We start from the raw sequence: 16,778 nt of genomic DNA on the forward strand, positions 1-16,778 counted from the left end.
AGCCGGAGACAAGGGCATTGAGCTCGCCGATCTTGCTCGAAAGCGCGCTGGCTGAGGCGGCGCTCTGCTCGGCAAGCGCCGCGTTCGCTTGCGTCATCTCGTCCATGTGGGCGACCGTCTGGCTCATCTCCTCGATGCCGTTGGCCTGCTCGTTCGAGGCGGCGGCGACGTCCGAGACGGTGGCCTGAACGTTCTGCGAGGCGGCGACGATGCGGGTCAGCGCGTCGCCGGCCTGGCGGACCAGCTTCACGCCGGCCTCGACCTCGGTGTTGGAGGACGAGATCAGGCCCGAGATATCCTTGGCGGCCTCGCCGGAGCGCTGCGCCAGCGTACGGACCTCGGACGCGACCACGGCGAAGCCCTTGCCGGCATCGCCCGCCCGCGCCGCCTCGACCGCCGCATTCAGCGCCAAGAGGTTGGTCTGGAAGGCGATGTCGTCGATGACTCGGGTGATGTCGGAGATCTTCTTCGAGGCCTGCTCGATGCGCTCCATGGCCGCGACGGCCTCGGTGACGATGTTGCCGCCGGCCTGCGCGACCTGCATGGCCTCTCCGGCCTGGCGCACGGCCTGCTGCGCGGCCTGGGCCGCAGCCTTGACCGAGGCTGCGAGCTCTTCGGTCGTCGCGGCGCTCTCCTCCAGCGACGAGGCCTGCTCCTCCGTGCGCTTCGAGAGGTCGTCGGAGCCCATGTTGATCTCGCGGGCCGAGAGGCCGACATCGGCCGACATCGTCTGGATGGTGCTGACGGTCGAGGACAGGCGCGCCATGGTCTCGTTGATCGCGTCCTTGAGCTCTGCGAAGCGGCCGCGATAGGCGGTCGGCACCTGCTGGGTCAGATCACCGGCAGCCAGCGCCTGCAGCGCCGCGACGAACTCGGTCGTGGCGTTATCGACGACGGTGTTGATCTCGTTGATGCCTTCGACGAGCTGCTGCATCTGTGCGTCGCCATCGTCGATCTGCAGCCGCGCCGAGAAATCGCCGGCAGCGGCCGCGCTGACGACCTCGCCGACATCCGACACCACCGAGGCCATCGCGTCGGCGGAACGAATGCGCGCTGCGGAAGCCTCGCGCTCCTTTTCCTGCAGCAGCGCGACCTGCTCGGTGCTCTCGCGCAGCACGGAAACCGCGCGCGCCATCTCGCCGATCTCGTCGCGGCGCGCAGTGTGGGGAACCTCGATCTGGGTCTCGCCGGCGGTCAGGCGGCTCATCGTCCCGCCCAGATCGACGAGCGGGCGGATGATCGAGCGCCGGGAGAAGATGAGCGCGCCTGCAATGGCGCCACCAAGCACTAGGATCAGCGCTGTCGGCAGCCAGATCCGTACTTGCCCCGAAAATGCGCTCGCCTCCGTGTCGAGCTCATTGGCGCGCGTCTCGTTGAAGCTGCTGAGCGAGGTGAGCTCTTCCTGAAGCGCGGCGCGGTTCTTCCTGCTCGCATCGCTGTTGCCCCAGGCTTCGGCGGCCCGGGCAGAAATCTCGCGGACCAGGCGCGTCGTCTCGGTCCGGATGGCGATGAACTCGGCGATGAGCCCGCTGACCTTTTCCATGCGCTCGCTCTCGCTGGAGGGCATGATCTCGGCGAGGTCCTTGCGGCGCTGCTCGACATTGAACAGTCCGGCCTCGACCGTCGTCGCCGCGATGCCCGCCAGATGCGGGTTTCGAGCGGTGTATATGAGGTAGGAATCGGCGACGACGAGGTTGACCGCCACATTGAGCCGCTCGGCCGAGAGCGCGATATGGTTCTGCTGCGAGGAGCGTGTGTTCATCGTGTCGATGCGCGCCATCGCCAGCAAGGCGAAGCCGACCGCAACCAAGGCGCCGGTCGCGACAATCGCGATCAACCCCAGAATCTGGGTCCTGATGGATTTCATGCTGTTCCCCCGCGCCGTCGTTTTGATTGCGGCGACGCAGGGTAACCTAGGGTTTTGAATGCAGCGTTAACTGCGTTCCGCTCGGTCGAGACTAGTCCTCGGTCTTGGCGGTCTTCTTGGTTGCGCTGGCCTTCTTGGGCGTCGCAGTCTTCTTGGCCGTGGTGCTCTTCGCCTTTGTCGGCGTCTTGGCGGCCGCAGGCTTGGTGCTTGCCTTCGCCTTGGTCTTGGTGCCGCCGCCCGCTGCCGCCTTGGCGTTGACCAGCTCGATGGCCTGATCTGGCGTGATCTCCTCCTGCGTCATCGACTTGGGCAGGGTGGCGTTGACCTTGCCCCAGTTGACGTAAGGGCCGTACTTGCCGGCGCGCACCACCATCTTGCCACCGGCGGGATGGTCGCCGAGCTCACGGCCGGGCGCTGCCGCAGCGCCGAAGCGCCGGCCGCCGGCGCCGCTTTCCTTGGCGACGATCAGGTCGATGGCGCGGTTGGCGCCGATGTCGAGGATGTCGTCGTCCTTGTCGATGTTGGCGTAGGTCTTACCGTGCTGGACGTAAGGCCCGTAACGGCCGATGCCCGCAAGGATGGGTTCGCCGCTCTCCGGATGGCGCGCAACCTCACGGGGGAGCGAGAGCAGCGCAAGCGCCTTCTCGAGTGAGAGCGTTGCGGCATTCTCGCCCTTGGGCAGGCTGGAGCGCTTCGGCTTCTCGCCCTCGCCGAGCTGGACATAGGTTCCGAAGCGGCCCTCACGGACGCTGACTTCAAGCCCGCTATCCGGATCGGTACCGAGCACGCGCACACCATTGACCATCTGGCCGCCGCCTTCACCGGAGCCTTCGCCTTCGGCCGGCACGGTCAGTGGCCGGGTGAAGCGGCATTCGGGATAGTTCGAGCAGCCGACGAAAGCGCCGAACTTGCCGAGCTTGAGCGAGAGCGTGCCGGTGCCGCAGACCTGGCAGCGGCGCGGATCGCCACCGTCGGCGCGTGGCGGGAAGACGTAGTCGCCGAGGATGCCGTTCAGCGAGTCGAGCACCTCGGTGACGCGCAGCTCCTTGGTCTCGCCGATCGTCGCGGTGAACTCTTCCCAGAACTCTCGCAGCAGCGCCTTCCAGTCGATCTCGGCATTCGAGACGCGGTCGAGCTTCTCTTCGAGGCTCGCCGTGAAGTCGAACTCGACATAGCGCTTGAAGAAGCTCTCCAGGAACGCCGTGACGAGCATGCCCTTGTCCTCGGGCACGAGGCGCTTCTTCTCGATGCGGACATATTCGCGGTCGCGCAGCGTGCCGAGCGTCGCGGCATAGGTCGAGGGACGGCCGATGCCGAGTTCTTCCATGCGCTTGACCAGGCTCGCTTCGGAGAAGCGCGGCGGCGGCTCGGTGAAGTGCTGGTCGGCGGCGATGGCACGCTTCTCCAGCGGGTCGCCCGCCTTCATGGGCGGCAGCTTCCTCGAATCCTCGTCTTCCTCGTCGTCCCGGCTTTCCTGGTAGAGCGTCAGGAAGCCGTCGAAGAGCACGACCTGGCCGGTGGCGCGCAGTTCGAGATCGCGGGCGCCGACCTTGGCGGCGATGTCGACCGTGGTGCGCTCGATCGACGCGGATTCCATCTGGCTGGCGATGGTGCGCTTCCAGATCAGCTCATAGAGCTTGGCCTGCTCGGGCTCGAGATGGCGCGCGACCATCGCCGGCAGGCGGCCGAGATCGGTCGGGCGGATGGCTTCGTGCGCTTCCTGCGCGTTCTTCGCCTTGACCGTGTATTTGCGCGGCGCCTGCGGGATGTAATTGTCACCGAACTCCTTGCCGATCACGCGGCGCGCCGCGGCGATCGCCGAGCCGTCCATGTCGACGCCGTCGGTACGCATATAGGTGATCAGGCCGACAGTCTCGCCGCCGATGTCGACGCCTTCATAGAGGCGCTGGGCCAATTGCATGGTGCGGGCCGGAGCAAGACCGAGCTTGCGCGAGGCTTCCTGCTGCAGCGTCGAGGTCTGGAAGGGCGGCTGGGGGTGGCGCCTGACCGGCTTGGCCTCGACCTCGGCGACGCTGAAAGCCGCCGTATCGAGCGCGGCCTTGAAGGCGGCGGCTTCCTCGCCGGTGCCGATGTCGAGCCGGGTGATTTTCTTGCCGTCGGCGCCGCTGAGGCGGGCGTCGAAGGTCGCGCCGGCCTTGGTCGCGAGCGTCGCGGTGAGCGACCAGTATTCGCGGGCCCGGAAGGCCTCGATCTCGCGCTCGCGATCGCAGACCAGCCGCAGCGCCACCGACTGGACGCGGCCGGCCGAGCGGGCGCCCGGCAGCTTGCGCCAGAGCACCGGCGAGAGCGTGAAGCCGACGAGATAGTCGAGCGCGCGGCGGGCGAGATAGGCGTCGACCAGCGCCTGATCGATCTGGCGCGGATTGGCGAGCGCGGTCTGCACCGCCTCCTTGGTGACGGCGTTGAAAGTGACGCGCTCGACCGGGATGCCCTTGATGGCGCGCTTTTGGTTCAGCGCCTCCAGAACGTGCCAGGAAATCGCCTCTCCCTCGCGATCCGGGTCGGTCGCCAGGATGATCTTCTCGGCGTTCTTGGCGGCCTTGGCGATCTCCGACACCTGCTTGGCACCGCGACCCTCGATCTCCCAGAGCATGGCGAAATCGTTCTCGGGATCGACCGAGCCGTCCTTGGCCGGCAGGTCGCGGATATGCCCGAACGAGGCGATGACCTCGTAGTCGGAGCCCAGGTACTTGTTGATCGTCTTGGCCTTGGCCGGCGACTCGACGACGAGAAGCTTCATGATGCGGATACTCGATGAGACAGCCTCCGCCACCGCACACCCGGCCGGGAAGGCGGCGGGCGCGGCAGGTGGAGGCTCCGAAGGTTCGGAATTTGCGCGCGAAAGTGGTTCAGCCCGTCGCCGCTGTCAAACTGCGATTGTGCTTTGCGTCAAGTGGGGAACGGGGTAGGGCGCTCCCGCAACCGCGAACTGGGCGGTGCAGCAGAAATGGGGGAGCGCCGATGTCCGTTCAAGTCCGCGTCAGCCGCGTCACCGCGCAGGATGTCCGCCGACGCAAATCGGGCGAGCCGATCGTCTCGCTGACCGCCTATACGGCGCCGATGGCGGCGCTGGTCGACGAGGTCGCGGATTTCATCCTGGTCGGCGACTCGCTCGGCATGGTGGTCTACGGGCTCGACAGCACGGTGCCTGTGACCCTCGACATGATGATCCTGCACGGACAGGCGGTGATGCGGGCGACACGGAAGGCGCTGATCGTCGTCGACATGCCGTTCGGATCCTATGAGGAGAGCCGCGAGCAGGCGCTGCGCAATGCGATGCGAATCCTCAAGGAGACCGGCTGCGGCGCGGTGAAGCTCGAAGGTGGTCTGCGCATGGCCGAGACGGTGCGCTTCCTGGTCGAGCGCGGCGTGCCGGTGATGGGGCATGTCGGGCTGACCCCGCAGGCGGTGAACACGCTCGGCGGCTTCAAGGCGCAGGGGCGCGAGCGGGCGGAATGGCCGGCGATCCTGGCCGATGCCGAAGCGATCTCCGAGGCGGGAGCCTTTTCGCTGGTGGTCGAGGCCGTGGCCGAGCCACTGGCGGCCGAGATCACAAAAAGGGTCGCGATCCCGACCATCGGTATCGGCGCCTCGGCTGCCTGCGACGGGCAGATCCTGGTGCTCGACGACATGCTCGGGCTGACCGGGCGCGTGCCGAAGTTCGTCAAGAGCTATGGCAGCCTCGCCGGGCAGGTGCGGGAGGCGGTGTCGGCCTATGCCGAGGAGGTGAAGGCACGTCGCTTCCCCGGGCCGGAGCATGTCTATGCGGTGAAGGGCGAGTGAGGCTTCGCATGTCGGCAGGTGCCGGCGTGGAGATTGCTTGAGAAAGCCTGTGCAGCAGCCCGCGCGCCATCTTGCGCGCAGGTTGGGGCGCGCCTAAACAGCCTGCTTTAATGACCTCGCAAGCACCCCTCTATCCGCACCGCCATCTCCTCGGAATCGAGGGGCTTTCGCATCTGGATATCGAGGCGCTCCTCGACCGGGCCGACGCCTATGTGGCGCTGTCGCGACAGGTCGAGAAAAAGACCGCGACCTTGCGTGGCCGCACCCAGATCAACCTGTTCTTCGAACCATCCACCCGCACGCAGGCCTCGTTCGAGCTGGCGGGCAAGCGGCTCGGCGCCGACGTCATGAACATGTCGGTCGGCTCCTCCTCGGTGAAGAAGGGCGAGACGCTGATCGACACCGCGGCGACGCTGAATGCGATGCGCCCCGACATCCTGGTGGTGCGCCACCATGCGGCCGGCGCGGTGAACCTGCTCGCCCGCAAGGTCGGCTGCTCGGTGGTCAACGCCGGGGACGGCGCCCATGAGCATCCGACGCAGGCGCTGCTCGACGCTTTGACCATCCGCCGCAACAAGGGGCGGATCATGGGGCTAACCGTCGCGATCTGCGGCGACATCCTGCATTCGCGCGTCGCCCGCTCCAATATCATCCTGCTCAACGCCCTCGGCGCCAAGGTCAGGCTGATCGCGCCCTCGACCTTGCTGCCGGCCGGGGTCGAGCGCATGGGCGTCGAGGTCTTCCGCGACATGCGCAAGGGCCTCGAGGGCGCCGATATCGTGATGATGCTGCGTCTGCAGCTCGAGCGGATGAACGGCGCCTTCGTGCCGTCCCCCAAGGAGTATTTCCGCTATTTCGGTCTCGACCGGGACAAGCTCGAACTGGCGGCGCCCGACGCGCTGGTGATGCATCCCGGCCCGATGAATCGCGGCGTCGAGATCTCCTCGGAGGTCGCGGACGGCGCGCAGTCGCTGATCCGCGAGCAGGTCGAGATGGGCGTCGCGGTGCGCATGGCGGTACTCGATGCGCTCTCCCAGCACCTTCCCAATGTCTGAGGCGACGCAAGGTCCGGTTTCGACGCTGCCGGCACGGCCGGTACCGATCCAGCCCGCTGACCTTCCGATCGCTCTGAAAGGAAACTCCGATGTCTGAGGCCCGCGACATCGCCATCGTCGGGGCGACGCTGGTCGACCCCGCCAGCGGGCGCGAGGAGCGCGGTTCGCTGCTGGTGCGCGACGGCGCGATCGCGTCGGTCGCCTGGGGCGAAGCCACGCCGGCTCTGCCCGAAGGAGCCGAGCGGATCGAGGGACGCGGTCTCGTCCTGGCACCGGGGCTGGTCGATCTGCGCGCCTTCCTTGGCGAGCCCGGCGCGGAATTCCGCGAGACGCTCGGCACCGGCTCGCAGGCCGCGGCCGCCGGCGGCGTCACCACGGTGCTCTGCCGGCCCGATACCGACCCGCCGATCGACGATCCCTCGGTGATCGACTTCATCAAGCGCCGGGCCCGCGACAAGGCGATCGTCAACGTCCTGCCCTGCGCCGCGCTGACCAAGGGCCTCGCCGGCAAGGAGATCACCGAATTCGGCCTGCTGCTGGAAGCAGGGGCGGTCGCCTTCAGTGATGGCGCGAAGGCAGTGCGCAATCCCCAGGTCATGCGCCGGGCGATGATCTATGCCCGCGATTTCGACGCGCTGCTGATCAACCATGTCGAAGATCCCGATTTGCGCGGCGACGGGGTGATGAATCTCGGCGAGTTCGCCAGTCGCAAGGGCCTGCCGGGGATACCGGTCGAAGCCGAGACGGTGATGCTGGAGCGCGACCTGCGGCTCGCCCGCGCCACCGGCGCCCGCTATCACGCCGCTATGGTCTCCTGCTCGGACTCGCTCGAGTTGATCCGCCGGGCCAAGGCCGACGGGCTCTTCGTGACATGCGGCGTCTCAATCAACAATCTGACCCTGAACGAGAACGATGTCGGCGAATATCGGACCTTCTGCAAGGTTTCGCCGCCGCTGCGCCATGAGGATGAGCGCCTCGCCATGGTCGAAGGCGTGGCCGAGGGGCTGATCGACGTGATCGTCTCCGACCATGATCCGCAGGATGTCGAGACCAAGCGCCAGCCCTTCGCCGAGGCGGCCAATGGCGCTCTCGGCATCGAGACCCTGCTGCCGGCGAGCCTGCGGCTGTTCCATGCCGGCCAGATCGGCCTTCCCGCACTGTTCGCGGCCCTGTCGGGCCGGCCGGCCGGGTTGCTCGGCCTCGATTGCGGTAGGCTCGTCGCCGGTGCGCCGGCGGACCTGATCCTGCTCGATCCTGATGCCCCCTTTGTCGTCGACAAGCGCAAGCTGAAGTCGCGGGCCAAGAATTCGCCCTTCGACGAGGCGAGGCTGCAGGGCATGGTGCAAGTGACCCTGGTCGGCGGCGTGGCGGTCTATCGTGGCGAGCTCGCCTGAACGGCCGAAGCGTCCTGCGGCGGCAAGCATCTTGGCGGTCGCCATGCGAAAACCGGTTCCAACTTTCCGGAATCCTGCTCTAATCTCGCCCAAAGGGCAGGGGAGGCTCTATGGCTGACACGTTGACCTGGGCACTGTCGGGCCCGCAGGGCGCGATGGCCCTCGTCCTGGGCTATCTGTTCGGCTCGATCCCCTTCGGAATCATCCTGACCCGGCTCTCTGGCGGACCAGATCTGCGCAGCATCGGCTCGGGCAATATCGGCGCGACCAATGTGCTGCGCACCGGCAACAAGAAGCTCGCGGCGCTGACATTGGTCGGCGACATGCTGAAGGGCACGGCCGCGGTCGTGCTCGCCGGCTATCTGCTGGGCGGCCGGAATGCCGCGCTGGTCGCTGGTCTCGGCGCCTTCGTCGGGCATCTCTTTCCGGTCTGGCTCAGCTTCAAGGGCGGCAAGGGCGTCGCGACCTATCTCGGCATTCTGATCGGGCTGAAATGGCCGATCGCGGTGACCTTCGCCGCGATCTGGCTCAGCATCGCCTATCTCAGCCGCTACTCCTCGCTGTCGGCGCTGGTCGCGACGCTGCTGACGCCGCTCCTGTTCTGGTTCTGGGTGCGAGACCCGCAGGCGGCCGCTCTGATGGCGATCCTCACTGTGCTGCTCTGGTTCATGCATCGCGAGAACATTGCGCGCCTGCTCGCGGGCAGCGAAGGCAAGATCGGCCAGAAAGGATAGAGCCTCATGCCGGGCCCGGCTCTCGACGATCGGCAGCGCCTCGAATGGCTTCGCCTGATCCGCAGCGAGAGCATCGGCCCGCGCACCTTCCGCGCGCTGCTCAACCGTTTCGGTGGGGCCGCCGCGGCGCTCGACGCCTTGCCTGACCTCGCCCGCCGGGCCGGGAAACGCCTGAAGATCTGCTCGCCGGCAGAGGCCGAGCGCGAATTCGAGACGCTGGGGCGCCGCGGCGCGCGGCTGATCGCGCTGGGCGAAGCGGATTACCCGCTGCCCTTGCAGGCGATCGACTCGGCGCCGCCGCTGCTCACCGTCCAGGGCGATCCGTCCGTCCTGAACCGGCCCTGCGTCGCCATCGTCGGCTCGCGCAATGCCTCTGCCGCCGGGCTGAAGCTCACCGCGGTGCTCGCGCGGGAGCTCGGCGAGGCCGGTTTCGTGGTCGTTTCCGGGCTGGCGCGCGGGATCGATACCGCTGCGCATGGGGCGAGCCTCGAAAGCGGCACCGTCGCGGTGCTGGCCGGCGGTCTCGACGAGGTCTACCCGCCGCAGAACCTGCCCCTGCTCGAGCGCCTGTGCGAGCGGGGCTCGGCAGTCAGCGAGATGCCGATCGGCTGGGTGCCGCGCGGACGCGACTTCCCTCGGCGAAACCGGCTGGTCTCCGGGCTGGCGCTCGGCACGATCGTGGTCGAAGCGGCGCGCAAATCCGGATCGCTGATCACGGCGAGATTCGCCAACGAGCAGGGCAGACAGGTTTTCGCCGTGCCGGGCTCGCCGCTCGATCCGAGGGCCGAGGGCGGCAATCACCTGATCCGCGAAGGCGCGATCCTGTGTGCGGAAGCCGAGCATGTGATCGAGGTGCTGGCGCCTATGCTCGGGCGCAGCGATCTGTTTGCCTCTCCGCCGCTGCTGGCGCGCGAGGAGGGAAGCGAGGCGGCGACTTCGCAGTCGCTTTGGGATGAGCTCGACCTGCCGGGTATCGGCGCGGCCCCCAGCCTGGACGCCGGGGCCTCGCGGACGGAGGCTGCCTTTCGAGCGCCGGATACCGGAGATCGCAAGGCTCGGCTGCTGGGCCTGATTGGCGTCGCGCCCATCGGCCTGGACGATCTCGTCCGAGCCAGTGGCGATCCGGCCCGCGAGGTTAGCCGGACGATCTTCGAACTGGAGCTGGAAGGCGCCGTACAGCGCCATGCCGGAGGAGCCTTGTCGCGCCGCTTCTGAATCACGCCTGTGTGCGCCTGCCCGCCATTTGCTGAGCTTCGCAGCTGCGTCGGGTTATCTCGGCCTCCAGCCGGGTCATGTCGATGAAGTAGGCCAGGCTGTCGAGCCGGGCAGCACGCGCCATGACCGCGAGTTCCTGGCTCATCTCCTCGATATAGAGAGCAACTGAAAGTTGTGTAGCCGTGGGTGGGGTGGGGGTGGCTGGTGATCCATGCCGAATTACACCTGCGTCACGCGGCACGCCTTCGCTTATCATATTGTTATCAGGTTTTATTTTCGCGGTTTGTCGGCGCTTCTGTGAGGGCTGGCTCATCGAGTTTGGCTGCTTCTGACAATCATTCTGGCACAAGACTGTACGCCGATCATGACCTCGCTTTGCCTGAAATGCAATCTTTGCGTGCAGTCTTTCGGCCATGGAACCTTTCGGCAGCGGCGACGTTTATTTCCGTCCGCGATTGTTCCGGGGAGGTTCAGGCGCAGCAACGAGCCTGGGCAGGTTTCCCCGACAGGGCGGATGCTCTCTGAGAGGAGAAAACCATGTCTGAACTGGGAAAGAGGTGTCTCGCTGTAGCGGCGGCCGCTGCCTGCAGCCTCGTCGCTTTGACGACTGCCCCGGCGATTGCGGGGGAGCGCGGAGAAACGCAGCTCGACAGAGGTCGTCTCGACACTGTGCCCGCAGACTACATGCAATATCGGCGTAACATGGTCTACGTAGAGCCCGGCTATCGTTCTCCTGCCGTTCGTACCTACACACCGAGCCCCTATGCCTATCCGCCGGACAATATCCGGGATCCGGCGGGCGGAAGCTATGTCCAACGGTCCCCCGGTTATTTGGGCAGCAATGGCTACTATTATGTTGGTGGCCAGTATGTCGATAACATTCGCGACCCGGCGGGCGGAACCTATCTCCAGAAGCCCTATGTCTATTACCCCAACAATACTTGGGACCCTATGGGGCCAGGGTATCGTTGAGCTTTTGGTTCGGCCGCGTTCTCGCAGAACGGCGACAGCCCTTAGGAAGGCCTGATCGCGGCTGATCCGAGATCGTGAAAGCGTCACCGCTTTCCGGCGGTGACGGCTTATCGGGCAGCACACCGCCCTTTTTGGCTCCTGCGAGTTTTGAGAAGGATGACAACTCCCCACCGATTTCAGCGCCCTCCGGCCGGCGCTGCGGTCTGCAGCGTCGGCTCAAGTCACGGCGATGACCGTCGGCGTCATGCCCGTCGGCATCGAGCAAGGTCCGCGTGACGGCCAGCGTCGAAAGGCGATTGTCCCAGAAAATGGTCGGCTGCGATTGGTTCAGCTGCCATTCACCGGCCCACCTTCAGATTCCACGATACGGGCGGACACCCCGCCTAGAGGAGAGAGCCATGCTTGAATTTGGAAAGAGCCGCCTCGCCCTGACCGCAGTGCTGGCCGGTGGCCTGCTGGCAGCGACGATGGCACCGGCATCGGCCGAGCAGGGTCGCGCTGTTTCGTTCGACAAGAGCCGTCTCGACTCAGCACAGGCCGAGTACTCGCAGTATTATTACCGTCGCGGTTGGCGGGCCAATCGCGGCGCCGCCATTGCAGCAGGCGTCGGCCTCGGCGTCCTCGGCGCGGCGGCCATCGCAGCCAGCCGGCCGGCCTACGCCGAACCGGTCTATGGCTACGGGTACGGTTATGGGCCGCGCTATGTCTATGAGGAGCCGGTCTATGTCGCACCGCGCCGCTATTACGCGCCGCGCTACTATGGCTACGGCTATGCTCCGGACAATATTCGCGACCCTGCCGGCGGCAGCTACCGCTGAGCACAAAGCTGGCACGAACTTGGCTTAGGTAGTTCTGCGCCAGCCAATCCGCTTGATCGATCGCCATCGCCTGCCGGCGGTGGCGATTCTTTTGTGGGCGCATGCCATCATGGGGGAGGATGTGCCCTGCGACCTCGGAGCACGACGATGCCTTCTCGGCTGAAGTCGCCAGTCTGCGACCAGGCTATGCCCTGAGCTGCTGCCTATTCTTCTTCCGGCGCCAGCCGGGCCAACCTATCAAGCGCGCCCTGGAGGATGTAAGCGGCAGCCATCTTGTCGACGACCGCCGCACGCTTGGCGCGCGAGGCGTCGGCATCGAGCAGGGTCCGCGTGACGGCGAGCGTCGAAAGGCGTTCGTCCCAGAAGACGATCGGGAGCGAGGTCAGCGGCGATAGGTTGCGGATGAAGGCACGTGTCGACTGGGCGCGAGGGCCTTCGGTGCCGTCCATGTTGAGCGGCAAGCCGATCACCAGCCCGGCAACGGCGTGCTTTTCGGCAATCTTCAGCAGGGCTGCGGCATCGAGGCCGAACTTGACGCGCTGGATCGTCTCCAATGGCGTCGCGATCTGGCGCTCGACATCGGAAAGCGCGAGGCCGATCGTCTTGGTGCCGAGATCGAGCCCGAGCAGGCGGGCATGGTTCGGCAGGTCCAGGAGACTTTCGAGGGGCACGAGATTGGCGGACATGGTTCCGCCGGTAGCACGCGCCGCCCGCAGTTGCGAGCGGCGCGTGTCGCCGATCAGTTGACGTTCTGCTGGGTGACCCCGGCCGCCTTGAGCGAGGCCGCCCATTTCGCGACCTCGGCGGAGAAGCGCTTTGCATGCGCTTCGCGGGTCCACTCGGCCTGCGGGAAGGCGCTGGTGCCGACGGCCTTGAAGCGTTCGAGCACGCTCGGCTGCTTCAGCGCAGCGGTCAGGGCAGCGTTGAGCTTGTCGAGCGCCGCTGCGGGCGTGCCCTTCGGCGCATAGAGCCCGTGCCAGATCGTCATGTCGATCTTGGTGCCGGCCTGCTCCGCAGTCGGAACATTGGGCAGGACATCGAGGCGTTCGGCCGAGGTCACCGCATAGGCACGGATCTTGTCGCCCTGCACCTGCGGCACCGCGGTGGTCGACTGGTCGCAGAGCACGTCGACCTGGCCCGCGACGAGGTCGTTCATGGCAGGGCCGGTGCCGCGATAGGCGACCTGGGCGAATTTCACGCCCAGAGCCTGCGAAAGCAGGACGGCGCAAAGATGCGCGTTCGAGCCGACGCCGGCATGGGCGACGGTCAGCTTGTCGGCCTGCTGCTTGGCAAAGGGGAAGAAGGCCTTGCCGTCGACCGGGGGCAGGGCGAGCTTGCCGGCAACGACCATCGGCCCGGTATTGACCAGGCCAACCGGGGCGAACGCGGTCTGCGTATCGTAGCCGAGATTGTTATAAAGCGCCGGCGCGGCCGCCAAAGCGAGGTGGTGGATCAGCAAGGTGTGGCCGTCGGGCTCGGCCGTGGCGAGGCGCTTGGCGCCTGCCGTGCCGCCGGCGCCGGCGACGTTCTCGACCACGACCTGCTGGCCGAGCGTTCGGCCCATATGCTCGCCGAGCAGCCTCGCGATCACGTCGCTCGGGCCACCGGCCGCGAAGGGCACGATCAGGGTGATCGGCTTGGTGGGAAAATTCTGTGCTGCGGCGGGTGCGCAAAGCGCGAATGCCATCAAGCCGGCGAGGGCGCTACGGCGCGTCGCCAGCAAGCGTCTGAAACCTGCAATCATTCACTTCCTCCGGTTAAGTCTGACCGCTCTGCGGCGGCTTGCTTGGAAAGTGCGGTCTCTGCCGCCCGGCGCCCCTCAGCGCAGGTCGGAGAGGTAGTGGACCTCCTGTGTCAGGCAGAGGCTGAGCCGTCGCTCGACGGGCATGCCGTCGAGCGACAAGGCGAGCCTGTCGATCTGCAAGGCCGGGTCGCCGGCGGCGACGCCGAGTACGGCTGCATCCTCCGCCGTGAGCGCGATCGCCTTCAGGCGCTCGCGCGCATGGGCGATCGTCACGCCGTAATGGCCGGCATAGAGGCTGTAGAGATTGTTCGGGATCGGGCCCGCTTCGAGCCCGGGAAAGAGCTTCTGCGGCAGGCTCAACGTTTCGATGATCAGCGGCGTCTCGCCGAAGGAGCGCAGGCGCCGGATCCGGATCACGCTGTCGCTCTCGGAAAGGTCGAGCGCCTCGCGCTCGCCGGCATCGGCGAGGCCGGTCGCGGTGCTCAGCACGACGCTGTCTGGAAAGCGCGGCGCGCCCTGGTCGGGCGCGAGCTTGAAGAACTGGAAGAGGATGCGGCGCTCATCATGCTCGGCGACGAAGGTGCCGCGGCCCTGGCGGCGCACCACCAGGTTCTCGGCCGCGAGTTCGTCGAGCGCCTTGCGCACCGTGCCTTGGCTCACGCCGATCTCGGCCGCGAGCTGGCCTTCGCTCGGCAGCACGGCGCCGGGCGCCCAGACGCCGTCGACCAGGCGGCGCACGAAGATCGCCTTCACCTGCCGATAGAGCGGCCGGAAGCCCAGAGTCTCGGGCATGCCGGCTTCGTTCGACGGTGCTGCATTTTCCAGCTTGTGCACACTCATGTGTCTTATATAAGACTTGGCGCCGGGAAGGTCGAGCCCGATTTTCACGAGGCCCGACAAATCACCCGAGGAACAAGCAAGGAGGCCGGAATGAGCAAGCCGCATCTCTTGGTGCACGAGAAGAAGGACACCGTCGGCGTCGTCGTGGTCGAGGGCCTGAAGGCCGGGACCGACATGCTGGGCGTCATCACCCACGACAATTCCGATTTCCGGCTGACCGCCAAGATGGACATTCCGATCGGCCACAAGGTCGCGCTGAAGGACATCAAGAAGGGCGACACGATCTGGAAGTACGGGCAGGACATCGGCAAGGCCATCGGCGACATCCGCCAGGGCGAGCATCTCCACGTTCACAACGTGAAGACGAAGCGCTGGTGAGCGCTGCCTGTCGCCATTCCTGAAATTCGGGCTCCCGCAGCCGGTAGAGCCCCCCAGTCGAGGATTTTCTGATGTCGTCCATCGTCGCCAATTTCGATCTCGTGAAGGGCAAGCTCGGCCGCGTCAAAGGCCGCAAGATCGAGGCGCCCGAGTTCAAGGTGCCGCAGATCAAGCGCCCGACCGGTCGCTCGCTCGACTCCTTCTTCGGCTGGCGCCGCGAGAATGGCCGCGTCGGCGTGCGCAACCATGTGTTGCTGCTGCCGCTCGATGATCTCTCCAACGCCGCCTGCGAGGCCGTCGCCAACAACGTCAAGGGCACGCTGGCGATCCCGCATGCCTATGGCCGCCTGCAGTTCGGCGAGGATCTCGAGGTCCATTTCCGCACGCTGATCGGCACCGGCTCGAACCCGAACGTCGCCGCCGTCGTGGTCATCGGCATCGAGGATGGCTGGACCAAGCGCGTCGTCGACGGCATCGCCAAGACCGGCAAGCCGGTGGTCGGCTTCGGCATCGAGGGCCATGGCGACATCTCGACGATCGCCCGCGCCTCCTATGTCGCCAAAGAATTCGTGCAGTGGGCGACCGAGCTGCAGCGCACCAAGTGCGGCATCGAGGAGCTTTGGGTCTCGACCAAGTGCGGTGAGTCGGACACCACGACGGGTCTGTCCTCCTGCCCGACCGTCGGCAACATGTACGACAAGTGGATCCCGCGCGGCGTCTACGGTGTCTTCGGTGAGACCTCCGAGATCACCGGCGCCGAGCACCTCTGCAAGGCGCGCGCGGCGACGCCTGAGGTCGGCGAGCGCTGGTACAAGATGTGGAAGGCCTATCAGGACGACGTCATCGAGGCCCACAAGACCGACGATCTCTCGGATTCGCAGCCGACCAAGGGCAATATCGCCGGTGGTCTGACGACGATCGAGGAAAAGGCGCTCGGCAACCTCGAGAAGATCGGCCGCGAGTGCAAGTTCATCGACATCCTGCAGCCGGCCGAGGCGCCCGCGAGCGGGCCGGGCCTCTATTACATGGACACCTCCTCGGCCGCAGCCGAGTGCGTGACCCTGATGGCGGCGGGCGGCTATGTCGTGCACACCTTCCCGACCGGGCAGGGCAACGTCATCGGCAACCCGATCGTCCCGGTGATCAAGATCACCGGCAACCCGAAGACGATGCGGACCATGCCCGAGCATATCGACGTCGACGTCTCCGGCATCCTGCGCCGCGACATGACGATCCCGCAGGCGGGCGACGCGCTGATCGAGAATATCGTGCGTACGGCGAATGGCCGCCTCACGGCAGCCGAGGCGCTGGGCCATCGCGAGTTCTCGATGACGAAGCTCTATCGGAGCGCGTGAGCCAGGTGGCGGCGCCAGGGCAGCGCTCGGCGGGGGAGGCGTCGCGGGTTGGCCTGCGCGTGCCCTCGCTCGCGCTGCTCGACGCTTATGCCGATGCGATGCGAGCCGGCTGGTCGCCGAACAATTCGCGCGACGTGACCGGCGAATATCTTGCCCGGATCGAACGGGATCCGGGCGAGTTCATTGCCTGGCTGCTCCGGCCGGGCGAGATGATCCGCCTGGCCGATGGAGCCGAAGTCCAGCGCCTGCCCGACCGGCTGCGCTGGATCGTCGCGCTCGACCAGCCTGGCGAGCCTCTGATCGGCACGATCGGGCTGCGCTGGCAGGACGGCACGGCCCAGCTGCCTGAGCATGTGCTCGGCCATGTCGGCTACACGCTGCTTCCGGCCCATCGCGGCCGCGGCTATGCGACTGAAGCATTGGCGCTGATACTCGACGAGGCGCGCGATGTCGGGCTATCGCAGGTCGAGATCGTCTGCGACCACGACAATCACCTCTCGCGCCGCGTCATCGAAAAGAATGGCGGGGTGCTCACCGAGACCTTCGTCAATCCGCGCTACGGCGACGAGCCGCATCTGCGCTTCGTAATCGGACTGGAATGA

Annotated in this window: 16 protein-coding genes; 10 read left to right on the top strand and 6 right to left on the bottom strand. The window is 66.5% G+C overall.

The genetic code is table 11. From position 1 onward, the window contains the following. Both RKE40_RS25840 and topA read right to left on the bottom strand, forming a co-directional pair. Positions 1–1,867: methyl-accepting chemotaxis protein (locus RKE40_RS25840; RefSeq protein WP_316021057.1), on the bottom strand; the 1,867-nt coding region annotated here is incomplete at its 3' end. A gap of 91 nt (positions 1,868–1,958) precedes the next feature. Beyond that, positions 1,959–4,628 (bottom strand): type I DNA topoisomerase, encoded by a 2,670-nt coding sequence (gene topA, locus RKE40_RS25845; RefSeq protein ID WP_316021058.1) that lies wholly within the window; start codon positions 4,626–4,628, stop codon positions 1,959–1,961. Positions 4,629–4,849: 221 nt separating this feature from the next. Between topA and panB the strand changes: the two genes are divergently transcribed. From panB to dprA, 5 genes are all read left to right on the top strand, one after another. Beyond that, entirely contained in the window at positions 4,850–5,671 is an 822-nt protein-coding gene (gene panB / locus RKE40_RS25850; RefSeq protein ID WP_316021059.1) for a 3-methyl-2-oxobutanoate hydroxymethyltransferase, read from the top strand. A 110-nt stretch (positions 5,672–5,781) separates the two neighbouring features. Then, a complete protein-coding gene (locus RKE40_RS25855) occupies positions 5,782–6,726 on the top strand; it encodes an aspartate carbamoyltransferase catalytic subunit (protein WP_316021060.1) in 945 nt (314 codons plus the stop codon). 89 nt (positions 6,727–6,815) lie between these two features. Further along, a complete protein-coding gene (gene pyrC / locus RKE40_RS25860; RefSeq protein ID WP_316021061.1) occupies positions 6,816–8,120 on the top strand; it encodes a dihydroorotase in 1,305 nt (434 codons plus the stop codon). 110 nt (positions 8,121–8,230) lie between these two features. After that, positions 8,231–8,854: a glycerol-3-phosphate 1-O-acyltransferase PlsY gene (gene plsY, locus RKE40_RS25865; protein WP_316021062.1), complete on the top strand. Its 624-nt coding sequence runs from the start codon at positions 8,231–8,233 to the stop codon at positions 8,852–8,854. A 6-nt stretch (positions 8,855–8,860) separates the two neighbouring features. Next, on the top strand, positions 8,861–10,069 hold the full coding sequence (gene dprA, locus RKE40_RS25870) for a DNA-processing protein DprA (protein ID WP_316021063.1): 1,209 nt from the start codon (positions 8,861–8,863) through the stop codon (positions 10,067–10,069). Position 10,070: 1 nt separating this feature from the next. Here the strand turns inward: dprA and RKE40_RS25875 are convergent, their stop codons facing one another. After that, positions 10,071–10,484 (bottom strand): hypothetical protein, encoded by a 414-nt coding sequence (locus RKE40_RS25875; protein ID WP_316021064.1) that lies wholly within the window; start codon positions 10,482–10,484, stop codon positions 10,071–10,073. Between the two features lie 122 nt (positions 10,485–10,606). Here RKE40_RS25875 and RKE40_RS25880 point away from each other — a divergent pair, with 122 nt between their 5' ends. Both RKE40_RS25880 and RKE40_RS25885 read left to right on the top strand, forming a co-directional pair. After that, complete coding sequence (locus RKE40_RS25880; protein WP_316021065.1) at positions 10,607–11,041, top strand: hypothetical protein; 435 nt, start codon at positions 10,607–10,609, stop codon at positions 11,039–11,041. 398 nt (positions 11,042–11,439) lie between these two features. After that, a complete protein-coding gene (locus RKE40_RS25885) occupies positions 11,440–11,859 on the top strand; it encodes a hypothetical protein (protein WP_316021066.1) in 420 nt (139 codons plus the stop codon). Positions 11,860–12,062: 203 nt separating this feature from the next. On the opposite strand, the gene ruvX is transcribed toward RKE40_RS25885, so the two are convergent. The 3 genes from ruvX to RKE40_RS25900 form a co-directional block, all read right to left on the bottom strand. Further along, positions 12,063–12,545 (bottom strand): Holliday junction resolvase RuvX, encoded by a 483-nt coding sequence (gene ruvX, locus RKE40_RS25890; protein ID WP_316021067.1) that lies wholly within the window; start codon positions 12,543–12,545, stop codon positions 12,063–12,065. Positions 12,546–12,598: 53 nt separating this feature from the next. Further along, positions 12,599–13,603 carry a tripartite tricarboxylate transporter substrate-binding protein gene (locus RKE40_RS25895; protein ID WP_316021068.1) on the bottom strand — a complete coding sequence of 335 codons (1,005 nt, stop codon included), beginning with the start codon at positions 13,601–13,603 and terminating at the stop codon, positions 12,599–12,601. A gap of 75 nt (positions 13,604–13,678) precedes the next feature. After that, on the bottom strand, positions 13,679–14,395 hold the full coding sequence (locus tag RKE40_RS25900; RefSeq protein ID WP_316021069.1) for a GntR family transcriptional regulator: 717 nt from the start codon (positions 14,393–14,395) through the stop codon (positions 13,679–13,681). 138 nt (positions 14,396–14,533) lie between these two features. Between RKE40_RS25900 and RKE40_RS25905 the strand changes: the two genes are divergently transcribed. From RKE40_RS25905 to RKE40_RS25915, 3 genes are all read left to right on the top strand, one after another. Continuing rightward, positions 14,534–14,821: a UxaA family hydrolase gene (locus tag RKE40_RS25905; protein ID WP_316021070.1), complete on the top strand. Its 288-nt coding sequence runs from the start codon at positions 14,534–14,536 to the stop codon at positions 14,819–14,821. A gap of 71 nt (positions 14,822–14,892) precedes the next feature. Further along, positions 14,893–16,176 (top strand): UxaA family hydrolase, encoded by a 1,284-nt coding sequence (locus tag RKE40_RS25910; RefSeq protein WP_316021071.1) that lies wholly within the window; start codon positions 14,893–14,895, stop codon positions 16,174–16,176. Beyond that, positions 16,173–16,778, top strand: coding sequence for a GNAT family N-acetyltransferase (locus tag RKE40_RS25915; protein ID WP_316021072.1), 606 nt, complete (start codon positions 16,173–16,175; stop codon positions 16,776–16,778). Before RKE40_RS25910 ends, RKE40_RS25915 begins: the two co-directional genes overlap by 4 nt.

Origin of the sequence: Allobosea rubneri, from assembly GCF_032464875.1 — a bacterium.
Classification (GTDB): domain Bacteria; phylum Pseudomonadota; class Alphaproteobacteria; order Rhizobiales; family Beijerinckiaceae; genus Allobosea; species Allobosea rubneri.

Coding starts and splice junctions, on each gene's coding strand:
- topA (WP_316021058.1), bottom strand. CDS start 4,628: ATGAAGCTTCTCGTCGTCGAGTCGCCGGCCAAGGCCAAGACGATCAAC.
- RKE40_RS25895 (WP_316021068.1), bottom strand. CDS start 13,603: ATGATTGCAGGTTTCAGACGCTTGCTGGCGACGCGCCGTAGCGCCCTC.
- plsY (WP_316021062.1), top strand. CDS start 8,231: ATGGCTGACACGTTGACCTGGGCACTGTCGGGCCCGCAGGGCGCGATG.
- dprA (WP_316021063.1), top strand. CDS start 8,861: ATGCCGGGCCCGGCTCTCGACGATCGGCAGCGCCTCGAATGGCTTCGC.
- pyrC (WP_316021061.1), top strand. CDS start 6,816: ATGTCTGAGGCCCGCGACATCGCCATCGTCGGGGCGACGCTGGTCGAC.
- RKE40_RS25880 (WP_316021065.1), top strand. CDS start 10,607: ATGTCTGAACTGGGAAAGAGGTGTCTCGCTGTAGCGGCGGCCGCTGCC.
- RKE40_RS25875 (WP_316021064.1), bottom strand. CDS start 10,484: ATGGCCGAAAGACTGCACGCAAAGATTGCATTTCAGGCAAAGCGAGGT.
- RKE40_RS25905 (WP_316021070.1), top strand. CDS start 14,534: ATGAGCAAGCCGCATCTCTTGGTGCACGAGAAGAAGGACACCGTCGGC.
- ruvX (WP_316021067.1), bottom strand. CDS start 12,545: ATGTCCGCCAATCTCGTGCCCCTCGAAAGTCTCCTGGACCTGCCGAAC.
- RKE40_RS25910 (WP_316021071.1), top strand. CDS start 14,893: ATGTCGTCCATCGTCGCCAATTTCGATCTCGTGAAGGGCAAGCTCGGC.
- RKE40_RS25885 (WP_316021066.1), top strand. CDS start 11,440: ATGCTTGAATTTGGAAAGAGCCGCCTCGCCCTGACCGCAGTGCTGGCC.
- RKE40_RS25900 (WP_316021069.1), bottom strand. CDS start 14,395: ATGCCCGAGACTCTGGGCTTCCGGCCGCTCTATCGGCAGGTGAAGGCG.
- panB (WP_316021059.1), top strand. CDS start 4,850: ATGTCCGTTCAAGTCCGCGTCAGCCGCGTCACCGCGCAGGATGTCCGC.
- RKE40_RS25855 (WP_316021060.1), top strand. CDS start 5,782: ATGACCTCGCAAGCACCCCTCTATCCGCACCGCCATCTCCTCGGAATC.